We start from the raw sequence: 12,348 nt of genomic DNA on the forward strand, positions 1-12,348 counted from the left end.
GCCCCCCACCTGCCGGAGAGCCGCCAAGCCCTCCGCCAGCCGGACACCCCCCCCCCACCGGAGGGAAAGCCGCCAACGGACCGGAGGGGACGTGGCGGTATGTCCGCGCGCAGCTCGGGTGAGCACGCCGTACGCCACCCGAACAGCATCCGGCGCCCCAGGCGCGAGCACGGACATACCGGCACGGCCCCGCCGCACAACCGAACAACAGGCGAGGCAGCAACCACCCCCGGGCGAAAAAGCCACGCCCCCACGGCACCACCCAGCCACCCAAGTCACCCAGCCACCCAGCCACCCAAGCCGCGCAGCCGGGCAGCCCCCCAAAGCACCCAACCCGCCCAAGGCGCCCCCGCCAGCAAAATGCAACGCTGACCTCATGCCCGAAGGAGACACAGTCCACCAAGCGGCACACCGCCTGCACACGGCCCTGGCCGGCCACACCCTCACCCGCTCCGACCTCCGCGTCCCACGCCACGCCACAGCCGACCTCACCGACCGCACCGTCCTGGACGTGACCCCGCGCGGCAAGCACCTCCTCACCCGCGTGGAGGGCGGCCTCACCCTCCACTCGCACCTGGGCATGGACGGCTCCTGGCGGGTGTACGCACCGCAGGAACGCTGGCGCGGCGGCCCCGCCCACCAGATCCGGGCCGTCCTCGCCACCGCCGACCACACGGCCGTCGGCTACCGCCTGCCGGTCCTGGAGCTGCTCCGCACCACCGACGAACACCGCGTGGTGGGCCATCTGGGCCCGGACCTCCTGGGCCCCGACTGGGACCCGGAGCAGGCGCTGCGCAACCTCCGCGCGGCCCCGGAACGCCCACTGGGCGAGGCCCTGCTCGACCAGCGCAACCTCGCGGGCATCGGCAACATCTACAAGAGCGAGCTGTGCTTCCTGCTCGGCGCCACCCCCTGGCTCCCGGTCGGCGACCTCCCCGAGGAGACAGCAGCCCGCCTCCCGGCCCTCGCGAAGAAGCTCCTGGAAGCCAACCGCGACCGCCCGGCCCGCACGACGACGGGCAGCACCCGCCCCGGACAGCGCCTGTACGTGTACGGCCGCGCACCCCGCCCCTGCCTGCGCTGCGGCACGGCCCTGCGCTCGGCGGAGCAGGGCGACGGCACCCGCCGGCGCCCCACGTACTGGTGCCCGACCTGCCAGCAAGGGCCCACCCCCTGAAGGAACAGGCCGCACCCAACGCACCCGCAAACCACCCGTAATCGCAACCACGCACCCTAGTTGACGACCCGTCAGATCTCGCCGTACGGTCCCGCCATGCCCATAAAGGCGTACGACCTCACCGACCGCACCGCGTTCGTCACCGGCGCAGCCAGCGGGATCGGGCGCGCCACCGCCGTACTCCTCGCCGAGGCGGGCGCGGCTGTGCACTGCGCCGACCGCGACGCCCAGGGCCTCAAGGAAACGGCCACCCGCATCAAGGCGGACGGCGGCACCGCGTACACGTACCCCCTGGATGTCGCCGACAAGGCGCGGGTCGACCAGGCCGTGGCCGAGGCGGCCGCGACGGCGGGCCGGCTCGACGTCATGGCGGCCATCGCCGGGATCATGCACAGCAGCCCGGTCCTCGAGACCCGCGACGAGGACCTCGACCGGGTCCTGGGCGTGAACTTCAAGGGAGTGCTGTACGCGTGCCAGGCGGCGGCCCGCGCGATGATCGACGCGGGCGGGGGCGGCAGCATCGTGACGATGGCGTCGAGCGCCGTCGACGCCAGTCACCCGGGCCTGCTCTGCTACGCCTCCACGAAGGCGGCCGTCGTCCAGTTGACGAAGACGCTGGCGGCGGAGGTCGGCGCGCACGGCATCCGCGTCAACGCGGTGGCGCCGGGGTGGACGCGTACGCCGATGACGCGTCGCCACGAGGAGGAGGCCCAGGCGGCGACCGAGGCCGCGCTGGCCCGCAGGTCCCCCCTCGGCAGGGTCGGCGAACCCGAGGACGTGGCGCACGCCGTCCTTCACCTGGCGTCGGACGCGTCCTCATTCACGACGGGCCAGATCCTCCGCCCGAACGGCGGCGTCGCGATGCCGTGGTGACCCACAGACGCCCCCACCCCGGCCCAGCCGCCCTTGCACGCCCCGAACCCCACCCCGCCCCAGCCCCAAAGAGTCACCCCCGCCCCGCGCCAAGCCCGCGCCCACGCCCCCTCCCCGCGCCACACCCGCACTCCCGCGCATGCCCACACCCACACTCCCGCCACTCCCGCGCGGGCGCACGCGCCCCCGCACGCCCCCGCCGCCCCGCCCCCACGGCCCGGGCCTTCGGCACACAGTGCACCGGCAGCAGGCTCAGCCCCCACCCCCCGGCCGCCACGGCCCCCTCAAGCACTCCAGCGTCCGGCGCCAGCGCGAGCCGGAAGACGGCCCACCACCACAGCGCGGCAAGCCCCAGCGCCGGCACCCACCGCAGCATGCGCCCCGCCACGGCTGTCACCTCCCGCCAGAAGCCGGACCCGACCGCACGGCCCACCGCCGACGCGCCACCCGCCGAGGCCGCCGGCCCCGACCAGAGGGGAGCCGAACACAACACCCACCCCGCAGGGGAGCCGAGCACAACGCCCACCCCGGGGGTGAGCCGGGCACAACGCCCGCCCGGGAGCCGAGCGCAACGCCCACCCAGAGGGCACCCCAGGCCAAGGCCCCCGCAAAAGGCCCCCGGCCAGCCCTATCCGTTCTCGGCCTGGAACATCCAGTGATGCTTCTCCAGATCGGCCGTGATCTGGATGAAGATGTCCTGGCTCACCGGATCCGGCTCACCGGTCGCCACCACCCGCTCCCGCATCCGCGTGATCACCGCGCCGAGCGCGTCCACGAGCGTGCCCACGGCGTCCGTGTCCTTGACCCAGCCCTCGGCGACCTTGCCGATGCCGCTGCTCGACGCCACCGTCCCGGCCCGCCCGTCGGGCGAGACGCCGAGTGTGGAGGCGCGCTCGGCGACGGTGTCGGAGTGCTGCCGGGCCGTGTCCACGACCTCGTCGAGCTGCAGGTGCACGGAGCGGAAACGCGGGCCCACCACGTTCCAGTGGATCTGCTTGGCCACCAGGGACAGGTCGACGAGGTCCACGAGCGCCCCCTGCAGGGCCTCGGACACCGTCTTCAGGTCGGCGTCGGGCAACGGGCTCTTCACGACGTACATCGCTTCCTCCGCGTCTCGGCTGTCAGTCAGAGTCGTCCAAAACCACCACCAACCATCGCGCAAGCACGTGATTGCGGCCACTTCGGACGCCGTCCGCTGCCCCGCCCCCGCTGGCCGGCCCCCGCCCACGCAAAAACCCCGGCCGATGACCCGGCCGGGGCTTCTGTACGCGTGCGGGCCTGCTGTCAGGCGGCGACGACGTCGACCGCCTCCGCAGGCGCCTTGATGGTCACCCGTTCCGGTGGCACGCCGGTCACCGAGACGGAATTGAGCATCGGACGGACCGGTGCGCGCACCGGTTCCGTGACTGCTGCCGACTCGGCCAGCTCGGCGAGCGAGAGCTCGTCGCTCACTTCCCGCATGAGCTCGGACATCCGTACGTCAAGCGCGTCGCAGATCGCGGAAAGCAGCTCGGAGGAAGCCTCCTTCTGCCCCCGCTCAACCTCGGAGAGATAGCCGAGTGAGACTCGGGCGGACGAGGAGACTTCGCGCAGAGTACGGCCCTGGCGCTGGCGCTGCCGACGCAGCACGTCACCCAGCAGGCGACGGAGCAGAATCATCGGTGGCTCCCTCCTCGGACCGCGTAGCCGCATCCTTCACGCCCCACCGTACCGCCTCGCGCGGCGGCCGTGCGGGGAGCGATGTCGTGTTCACTCAGGGCTGCAAACATCAAGTCCCCCCGTTCTGTTCCGTATCCTGTGCCCGCCCATTACCGGCGCGTTCGCCGGAGAGCTGCCGAAGGAGCAGCCCGAGCACACTGCGTACGCTCTCTCTACGGATTTCCGTACGGTTTCCGTTCAACCTCAGAGCGGCCACATTCCCCTCAGAGCGAAGCGGGGAGCCCGGGCCTGCGACGGCCACGTACACCGTTCCGACGGGCTTTCCGTCCTGCGGATCGGGGCCCGCGACGCCCGTGGTCGCCAGCCCCCAGTCCGCCCCGAGCAGCTTGCGCACCCCGGCCGCCATCTGCAGCGCGACGTCGGCGTCCACGGCCCCGCGGGCGGCCAGCAGCGCGCCGTCGACCCCCAGGACCTCGTGCTTCAGCTCCGTCGCGTATGCCGTCACGGAGCCCCGGAAGACCCGCGAGGCGCCCGGCGCCTCCGACATCTCGGCGGCCACCAGACCGCCGGTGAGCGACTCGGCGACGCCCAGGGTCTCCCCGCGCCCGGTCAGCAGCCGCAGGATCTCGGCGGCCGCCTCAGCGGCATCCTCAGCGCCCGCCGACGGGCCAGGGCAGACTCTGCACCCGTCGGCGACGACGGCACGGGGCACATCACTTCGCGGCCTCCGCCATCCCCTGCCGCCGCAGCACGATGGCCTGCTTCACATAGTCGAGGCCGGTCACCACGGTGAGGACGACCGCGACCGCCATCACCCAGAACCGCAGCGTCGCCAGCGGGCCGGTCAGCGCCAGGACGTACATCCCGACGGCCGTGCCCTGCGCGAGCGTCTTCATCTTGCCGCCGCGGCTGGCCGGGATGACGCCGTAGCGGATCACCCAGAAGCGCAGCAGTGTGATCCCGAGCTCGCGTCCGAGGATCACCCCCGTCACCCACCAGGGCAGGTCGTCCAGCCAGGACAGACAGATCAGCGCGGACCCCATGATCGCCTTGTCGGCGATGGGGTCGGCGATCTTCCCGAAGTCCGTGACCAGGTTGTACGTGCGGGCCAGATGACCGTCGAAGAGGTCGGTGATCATGGCGATGGCGAAGGCCGCCCAGGCGAAGGAGCGCCAGGCGGGGTCGTATCCGCCGTTGGCGAGCAGCAGCATCACAAAGCCGGGCACGAGCAGCAGCCGGACCATGGTCAGCAGATTCGCGACGTTCCACAGACTGGCCTGGTCGACCGCCGCGGCGCCCAGCTTTCCGCCGCGCACCGGCTTCGCGCCGTGCGCGCCGGAGCCGCCCGCCGCGGATGCCGGGACTTGGGTCATCTGCCCACCCCTTCCGCGGCGCCCTGGGACCGGCCCGCGCCGGGGCCCTCGGACCCCGCGGCACCGGGTCCGGCTCCCAGGAGCTCGCACTGCTCAGCCACCAGATCCACGCCTTCCGTGCCGACCACCTTTGCCACGACCATACGGCCGACGCGCAAGGCATCCCCAGCCGTCGCGTCCGCGAAGCGGATCTGGCCGTCCGTCTCGGGCGCCTGGTGGGCGGCACGCCCGACGGCGCCGTCCTCGTCGTCGACGGACTCGATCAGCACCTCCAGGCGCTCGCCGACGCGCTCCTCGGCGCGCTGCGAGGTCAGCTCCTCCGCGAGCCGCGAGACCCGCGCGAGCCGCTCGTCGACGACGTCCTGGTCGAGCTTGTGGTCGTACGTCGCCGCTTCGGTGCCCTCCTCGTCGGAGTACCCGAAGACGCCGATGGCGTCGAGCCGCGCGCCCGTGAGGAACCGCTCGAGCTCGGCCACGTCGGCCTCGGTCTCGCCGGGGAAGCCGACGATGAAGTTGGACCGCACACCGGCCTGCGGGGCCTTCTCGCGGATGGTCTCGAGCAGCTCCAGGAAGCGGTCGGTGTCTCCGAAGCGCCGCATCGCGCGCAGCACGCCGGGCGCGGAGTGCTGGAAGGAAAGGTCGAAGTACGGCGCGACCTTCTCCGTGGACGTCAGCACGTCGATGAGCCCGGGGCGCATCTCCGCGGGCTGCAGATAGCTGACCCGGACGCGCTCGATGCCGTCGACGGCGGCCAGCTCGGGCAGCAGCGTCTCCAGGAGGCGGATGTCGCCGAGGTCCTTGCCGTACGAGGTGTTGTTCTCGGAGACCAGCATGATCTCCTTGACGCCCTGCTCGGCCAGCCAGCGCGTCTCGCCGAGCACGTCCGAGGGGCGGCGCGAGATGAACGAGCCGCGGAAGGACGGGATGGCGCAGAAGGAGCACCTGCGGTCGCAGCCGGAGGCGAGCTTCACCGAGGCGACCGGGTTGCTCCCCAGCCGGCGGCGCAGGGGCGCACGCGGCCCGGAGGCGGGCGCGACGCCTTCGGGCAGGTCCACGGGCGCGTGGCCGGGCAGGGAGACGTCCGTGCCCGCTTCCTGGCGCTCCGCGGGGCTGATCGGGAGCAGCTTGCGGCGGTCGCGCGGGGTGTGCGAGGCGTGGATGCCGCCGTTGAGGATGGTCTGGAGGCGGTCGGAGATGTCGGCGTAGTCGTCGAAGCCGAGGACGCCGTCGGCCTCGGGCAGCGCCTCGGCCAGGTCCTTGCCGTACCGCTCGGCCATGCAGCCGACGGCCACGACGGCCTGGGTTCTGCCGTGCCCCTTGAGGTCATTGGCCTCGAGCAGGGCGTCTACGGAGTCCTTCTTGGCGGCTTCGACAAAGCCACAGGTGTTGACGACTGCGACGTCCGCGTTCTCGGCGTCCTCCACGAGGTCCCAGCCGTCCGCCTCCAAGCGGCCTGCGAGCTCCTCCGAGTCCACCTCGTTACGGGCGCAGCCAAGCGTGACAAGGGCGACGGTGCGGCGTTCGGGCATGGAATCAAGACTACTTCGTCCATGCGTCGGCGCCCGCCGCCAGGGTTCCTGGTGCTCGCGACGGGCGCTCGGGACGGGGCAGGTCAGCCGACTTCCGGGTCACCCTTCGTGTACGAGAGGCGCTCGACCTGGCCCGGTTCGAATTCGTTCTCGACCTGCTTGCCGTTGACGAACAGGCGGATGGCCCCGGCGTCGCCGAGCACGAGATCGATCTTCTTCTTGTCCTGGAAGGTCTTGGTCTCGCCCTGCTGCAGCAGTCCGTCGAAGAGCAGCCGGCCGTTGTGGTCCTTCACCGAGATCCAGCTGCGGCCGTCGGCCGCGTCGACCTTCACGGTCACCTTGTCCCGCGGCACCCCGGCGATCGCGCTGTCCGAGGGGTCCGGCTTGGGATCGGCGGGCTTGCTGGTGGTGGGCTTCGGGGCGGGCTTGCTGGGCGTGGAGCCCTCGGCGACCTGCTGGCCGCCGCCGCTGTCGTCGCCGCCGCTGAACGCGGTGTAGCCGACGAAGGCGATCACGGCGACGATGGCGGCCACCATGGCCGCGGTCCAGTTCGGCCGGCGCGGCTCGGAGCGGATCCGCTCGGCCTCGAACAGGGGCGCGGCCGGGGTGGGCGCGGGCGGCCTGCCGCCGTGGCCTTCGTCGTACTGCGCGATCAGCGGGGCAGGGTCGATGCCGACGGCACGCGCGAGCGTACGGATGTGCCCGCGCGCGTACACATCGCCGCCGCAGCGCGAGAAATCGTCCTGTTCGATCGCGTGCACGATCGGGATGCGCACCCGGGTGGACGTACTGATCTCGTCGACCGTCAGCCCCGCGTCGACACGCGCCTGCCGCAGGACGTGGCCGATCGAGGGACGGTCCTCCGCGGGCCGGTCGGCTGCGGGGCTGTCCTCGGTGAGGCTGTCCTCTGGGAGGCGGTCGTCTGAAGGGTGGTCGTCTTCAGGGGAGTTGCCGATGGACACGGGTGCGCCTTTCGAGCGTGTAGCCACCTGCCGGACATTCAGTCTAGGGGGGCCGAGAAAGGGTGGGGCAACCGGGCGGACGGACTTTGTACGCCATCAGAATGGCCGGACATCCTGATGGTGGGACATGCAGCTGCTCTTCTCCTCAACTTGACGTGAGGCGAAGAGAAACGGTTGCTTCCCCTCTTGAACGGGTGAGCCGGTCCCCGTACGGGTGACCAGGCTCCGTACGGCCTAACCCGCTCCCTCAGTCAGCCTCCCCGCGGATCACCGCGAGCACTCCATCCAGCTCATCAGGTTTCACAAGAACGTCACGTGCCTTCGAACCCTCGCTCGGTCCGACGATGTTCCGCGACTCCATGAGGTCCATGAGGCGGCCGGCCTTGGCGAAACCGACCCGCAGCTTGCGCTGGAGCATCGACGTGGACCCGAACTGGGTGGAGACGACCAGCTCGGCGGCCTGGCACAGCAGGTCGAGGTCGTCGCCGATGTCCTCGTCGATCTCCTTCTTCTGCTTGGTGGCCACGGTGACGTCGTCGCGGAAGACGGGCGCCATCTGGTCCTTGCAGTGCTGGACGACCGCGGCGACCTCGTCCTCGGTGACGAAGGCGCCCTGCATGCGGACGGGCTTGTTGGCGCCCATGGGCAGGAACAGGCCGTCGCCCTTGCCGATCAGCTTCTCGGCGCCCGGCTGGTCGAGGATGACGCGGCTGTCGGCGAGCGAGGACGTCGCGAAGGCGAGCCGTGACGGAACGTTTGCCTTGATCAGACCGGTCACCACGTCCACGGACGGCCGCTGGGTGGCGAGCACCAGGTGGATGCCGGCGGCGCGCGCGAGCTGCGTGATGCGCACGATCGAGTCCTCGACGTCGCGCGGCGCGACCATCATCAGGTCGGCCAGCTCGTCGACGATGACCAGTAGGTACGGATACGGCTGCAGCTCCCGCTCGCTGCCCTCGGGGGCGCTGACCTTGCCCGCGCGGACGGCCTCGTTGAAGTCGTCGATGTGCCGGAACCCGAACGCCGCGAGGTCGTCGTAGCGCAGGTCCATCTCGCGTACGACCCACTGCAGCGCCTCGGCCGCGCGCTTGGGGTTGGTGATGATCGGCGTGATCAGGTGCGGGATGCCCTCGTACGCGGTGAGCTCGACGCGCTTGGGGTCCACCAGGACCATGCGGACGTCCTCGGGAGTGGCCCGCACCATGATCGACGTGATCAGGCAGTTGATGCACGACGACTTACCGGAACCGGTGGCTCCGGCGACGAGGATGTGCGGCATCTTCGCCATGTTGGCCATCACATAGCCGCCCTCGACGTCCTTGCCGAGCGCGACCAGCATCGGGTGCTCGTCCTCGGCGGCGTCCGCGAGCCGCAGCACGTCGCCGACCTTGACCATCTCGCGGTCGGTGTTCGGGATCTCGATGCCGACCGCGGACTTGCCGGGGATGGGCGAGATGATCCGCACGTCCGGTGACGCGACGGCGTACGCGATGTTCTTGGCGAGGGCCGTGATCTTCTCGACCTTCACGGCGGGGCCGAGCTCGATCTCGTAGCGCGTGACCGTCGGCCCGCGCGTGAAGCCTGTGACGACGGCGTCGACCTTGAACTCGGTGAAGACGTTCGAGAGCGAGTCCACGACCGCGTCGTTGGCGGCGCTGCGGGCCTTGCCGGGGCCGCCGCGCTCCAGCAGGTCCAGCGAGGGCAGCGAGTAGGTGATGTCTCCGGAGAGCTGCAGTTGCTCCGCGCGCGGGGGCAGGTCGCGGGGCGCGTCGGGAGCGGCCTTGGTCAGATCGGGGACGCCGGTGCCCGCGGGCTCCTTGGGCGGGTTCTTCCTGCCGGCCACCGGGGCGCCGGCCGCCGGTGCTCCGGTCGCGCGGGCGGGCGGCACCGGCGCGGACCGCTCCTGCTCGTCGCGGTCCGCGGAGACGCCCTGCGTGAGGTCGGCGACCAGGGCCGAGGGCGGCATGCCGTGCATGACGGCCCCGTCGAGCGCCGCGGCCGCGGCGGCGGCCACGTCCACGGCGTCCATGGGCCGCTCCAGGTCGGGCTGCACGGAGGCGCGACGCGGCCTGCGCCGCTTGGACAGGGCCGCTTCCTCCGCCTGGTCCGGCGAGGGCTCCCGCGGGCCGCCTGCGGGCTTCCTGCGGCCTCGGGTGCGGCCGGGCAGGGCCTCGCGCCACTGCTCGTCGTACCGCTCGTCGTCGTCGGAGTGGTCGGCGTACTCGATGTACTCGCCGTGCTCCCCGTACGCGCCCGCCTCCCCCACGGCCGGATCGGCCTCCAGGATCCCGAGCCGCACGCCGAGCTGCCGCAGCCGCTGCGGGATGGCGTTGACGGGTGTGGCCGTGACGACGAGCAGCCCGAAGACCGTCAGGAGCACAAGGAGCGGTACGGCGAGGACCTCGCCCAGCGCCTTGTTCAGCGGCGTGGACGCGCCCCAGCCGATGAGCCCGCCCGCGTCCCTTATCGCCTGCATGCCGTCCGCGCGCGCGGGCGAGCCGCACGCGATGTGCACCTGGCCGAGCACGCCGATGACGAGCGCGGACAGACCGATCACGATGCGGCCGTTCGCGTCGATCTTCTCGGGGTGCCGGATGAGCCGCCCGGCGATGGCCGCGAGCAGTATCGGCACGAGCAGGTCGAGCCGCCCGAAGGCGCCGGTCACCAGCATCTCGACCAGGTCGCCGACGGGGCCGCGCAGATTGGACCAGGTGCCGGCGGCGACGATCAGGGCGAGGCCGAGCAGCAGCAGCGCGAGCCCGTCCTTGCGGTGCGCGGGGTCCAGGCCCTTGGCGCCGCGCCCCACGCCGCGGAACATCGCTCCCACCGCGTGCGCGATGCCGAGCCAGATGGCGCGCACGAAGCGGTAGAGGCCGTTGGTCGGGTTCGGCGCCGGCTTCGGAGCGGGCTTCTTGGCCGCGGCCTTCTTGGCGGGCGCCTTCTTCGCCGCGGACTTCTTCGCGGGCGCTTTCTTGGCGGCGGCCTTCTTCGCCGGAGCCTTGGTCGGCGCGGCCGCCTTCTTCGCGGGCGTCTTCTTGGCTGCGGGCTGACGTGAGGCCATGGGTGTGAGGTTACCGGGGGAGACGACGGTGGACACGTGTGCCTACTGCTTCACCCGTCTGTGTCGCCCTTGTCGGGGAGGCAAACTGACGGGTGCTCACAGCGGGCGCCCGGAACCTACGATTCCGTTCATGGGGCGGACGCCCGGAATTGTTGCTTCCGTTCTCAGCGCGGTGCGCGGAGCCTTCGGTGCGGGGTGCTCGCGCATGCGGAGTGCTCGCTCGCGGCGGGCGGGGCCTCGGCTCGCGTCAGTTCTGTGACGGCACCGAAGGCGCGCCGCTGCCCGTGCCCGGCTCCAGGGCGTCAAGAGCCCTGCGCAAACCGGTCAGTTTGCGTTCGAGATGGGCTGCCGTGGCGACGGCGGCCGCGTCCGCGGAGTCGTCGTCGAGCTGCTTGGAGAGCGCCTCGGCCTGCTCCTCGACGGCGGCGAGACGCGCGGACAACTCGGCGAGCAGCCCGGCCGGCTCCTTGGTGTCCGGGGCCGCGGCCTTGGCGCCGCCCTCGAGCTGGAGGCGCAGCAGCGCGGCCTGCTCACGCAGTTGGCAGTTCTTCATGTACAGCTCGACGAACACCGAGACCTTGGCGCGCAGCACCCACGGGTCGAAGGGCTTGGAGATGTAGTCCACGGCGCCTGCCGCGTACCCACGGAACGTGTGGTGGGGTCCGTGGTTGATGGCGGTTAGGAAGATGATCGGGATGTCCCGGGTCCGCTCCCGCCGCTTGATGTGCGCGGCAGTCTCGAAGCCGTCCATTCCCGGCATCTGGACGTCCAGCAGAATGACCGCGAAGTCGTCCGTCAGCAGCGCTTTGAGCGCTTCCTCCCCGGACGATGCCCGCACCAGCGTCTGATCGAGCGCAGAGAGGATGGCCTCCAGCGCCAGCAGATTCTCCGGCCGGTCATCGACCAGGAGGATCTTGGCCTTCTGCACCATGGCCCGCCCTCCTCGCCCCGGCGGTACACCGGGCGCCGCCCCAGGGGACGGCTCCCTTGCGCCGTCCGTCCTTGTGCCGGTCATGGTAGCCGCACCCCGCCTGTCGCCACACCCTGTCACCGCGATGTCACTGTGCACGTAGCAGAAACGCAGCGGCGGACCAGAAGGTTCCCCGAATACCGCGGTTCTACACGACGTCGGCCACACTCTGTCAGCAACTCCGCGTAATGGTGCGGCTTCTTCCTTCCTCTGCGAGCCGCCGACGTCACTCCCCGCGCATCCACTGCTCCATCACCGACAACAGATGATCGGGGTCGACCGGCTTCGTCACGTAGTCCGACGCTCCGGAGTCGATGGCCTTCTCCCGGTCGCCCTTCATGGCCTTGGCGGTGAGCGCGATGATCGGCAGCCCGGCGAACTGCGGCATCCGGCGGATCGCCGTCGTCGTGGCGTAGCCGTCCATCTCCGGCATCATGATGTCCATCAGCACGACCGTCACGTCGTCGTGCTGTTCCAGGACTTCGATGCCTTCCCGGCCGTTCTCCGCGTACAGCACGGACAGGCCGTGCTGCTCCAGGACGCTGGTGAGCGCGAACACATTACGGATGTCGTCGTCGACGATGAGCACCTTCTCGCCACCGAACTGCAACCGCACGCGCGGGGCCGGCGCCTCCTGCCCCGCGCCGTCCTGCCACTCCTCCGGCGCTCCCGCGGCCCCCGTGCCGCCCTGCCCCGGAAGGGCACGCGCCGGCTCTCCGGCGGGCGGCGCGGACCGGCGGCGGC

The 12,348-nt window shown here is 71.4% G+C and carries 11 protein-coding genes; 2 read left to right on the forward strand and 9 right to left on the reverse strand.

Translation table 11 applies throughout. The annotated features are described in order from the left end of the window. Positions 1-376 precede the first annotated feature (376 nt). On the forward strand, positions 377-1,177 hold the full coding sequence (locus STRAU_RS20700; protein WP_016642323.1) for an Fpg/Nei family DNA glycosylase: 801 nt from the start codon (positions 377-379) through the stop codon (positions 1,175-1,177). A 96-nt stretch (positions 1,178-1,273) separates the two neighbouring features. Then, positions 1,274-2,050: an SDR family NAD(P)-dependent oxidoreductase gene (locus STRAU_RS20705; protein ID WP_037660816.1), complete on the forward strand. Its 777-nt coding sequence runs from the start codon at positions 1,274-1,276 to the stop codon at positions 2,048-2,050. Between the two features lie 628 nt (positions 2,051-2,678). Here STRAU_RS20705 and STRAU_RS20710 read toward each other — a convergent pair. The 9 genes from STRAU_RS20710 to STRAU_RS20750 form a co-directional block, all read right to left on the reverse strand. Further along, positions 2,679-3,149: a Dps family protein gene (locus tag STRAU_RS20710; protein ID WP_016642325.1), complete on the reverse strand. Its 471-nt coding sequence runs from the start codon at positions 3,147-3,149 to the stop codon at positions 2,679-2,681. A 185-nt stretch (positions 3,150-3,334) separates the two neighbouring features. Then, positions 3,335-3,709 carry a helix-turn-helix domain-containing protein gene (locus tag STRAU_RS20715; protein ID WP_016642326.1) on the reverse strand — a complete coding sequence of 125 codons (375 nt, stop codon included), beginning with the start codon at positions 3,707-3,709 and terminating at the stop codon, positions 3,335-3,337. A gap of 109 nt (positions 3,710-3,818) precedes the next feature. Continuing rightward, positions 3,819-4,334, reverse strand: a complete 516-nt coding sequence (locus tag STRAU_RS20720; protein WP_037660824.1) for a CinA family protein — start codon at positions 4,332-4,334, stop codon at positions 3,819-3,821. An 88-nt stretch (positions 4,335-4,422) separates the two neighbouring features. Further along, a complete protein-coding gene (gene pgsA / locus STRAU_RS20725) occupies positions 4,423-5,082 on the reverse strand; it encodes a CDP-diacylglycerol--glycerol-3-phosphate 3-phosphatidyltransferase (protein WP_016642328.1) in 660 nt (219 codons plus the stop codon). Next, positions 5,079-6,611, reverse strand: a complete 1,533-nt coding sequence (gene rimO / locus STRAU_RS20730) for a 30S ribosomal protein S12 methylthiotransferase RimO (protein WP_037660817.1) — start codon at positions 6,609-6,611, stop codon at positions 5,079-5,081. The genes pgsA and rimO overlap by 4 nt, the downstream gene beginning before the upstream one ends. Before the next feature lie 83 nt (positions 6,612-6,694). Beyond that, on the reverse strand, positions 6,695-7,573 hold the full coding sequence (locus STRAU_RS20735) for a helix-turn-helix domain-containing protein (protein WP_016642330.1): 879 nt from the start codon (positions 7,571-7,573) through the stop codon (positions 6,695-6,697). A gap of 247 nt (positions 7,574-7,820) precedes the next feature. Next, positions 7,821-10,634: a DNA translocase FtsK gene (locus tag STRAU_RS20740; RefSeq protein WP_037660820.1), complete on the reverse strand. Its 2,814-nt coding sequence runs from the start codon at positions 10,632-10,634 to the stop codon at positions 7,821-7,823. A 247-nt stretch (positions 10,635-10,881) separates the two neighbouring features. After that, positions 10,882-11,565, reverse strand: coding sequence for a response regulator (locus tag STRAU_RS20745; RefSeq protein WP_016642332.1), 684 nt, complete (start codon positions 11,563-11,565; stop codon positions 10,882-10,884). Between the two features lie 265 nt (positions 11,566-11,830). Next, positions 11,831-12,348: response regulator (locus tag STRAU_RS20750; protein WP_259299949.1), on the reverse strand; the 518-nt coding region annotated here is incomplete at its 5' end.

Source organism: Streptomyces aurantiacus JA 4570 (genome assembly GCF_000414115.1).
GTDB classification, from domain to species: Bacteria; Actinomycetota; Actinomycetes; order Streptomycetales; family Streptomycetaceae; genus Streptomyces; species Streptomyces aurantiacus_A.

Excerpts from the sequence above, each read along its gene's own strand:
- STRAU_RS20700 (WP_016642323.1), top strand. The coding sequence starts at position 377 with ATGCCCGAAGGAGACACAGTCCACCAAGCGGCACACCGCCTGCACACG.
- STRAU_RS20705 (WP_037660816.1), top strand. The coding sequence starts at position 1,274 with ATGCCCATAAAGGCGTACGACCTCACCGACCGCACCGCGTTCGTCACC.
- STRAU_RS20710 (WP_016642325.1), bottom strand. The coding sequence starts at position 3,149 with ATGTACGTCGTGAAGAGCCCGTTGCCCGACGCCGACCTGAAGACGGTG.
- STRAU_RS20715 (WP_016642326.1), bottom strand. The coding sequence starts at position 3,709 with ATGATTCTGCTCCGTCGCCTGCTGGGTGACGTGCTGCGTCGGCAGCGC.
- pgsA (WP_016642328.1), bottom strand. The coding sequence starts at position 5,082 with ATGACCCAAGTCCCGGCATCCGCGGCGGGCGGCTCCGGCGCGCACGGC.
- rimO (WP_037660817.1), bottom strand. The coding sequence starts at position 6,611 with ATGCCCGAACGCCGCACCGTCGCCCTTGTCACGCTTGGCTGCGCCCGT.
- STRAU_RS20740 (WP_037660820.1), bottom strand. The coding sequence starts at position 10,634 with ATGGCCTCACGTCAGCCCGCAGCCAAGAAGACGCCCGCGAAGAAGGCG.
- STRAU_RS20745 (WP_016642332.1), bottom strand. The coding sequence starts at position 11,565 with ATGGTGCAGAAGGCCAAGATCCTCCTGGTCGATGACCGGCCGGAGAAT.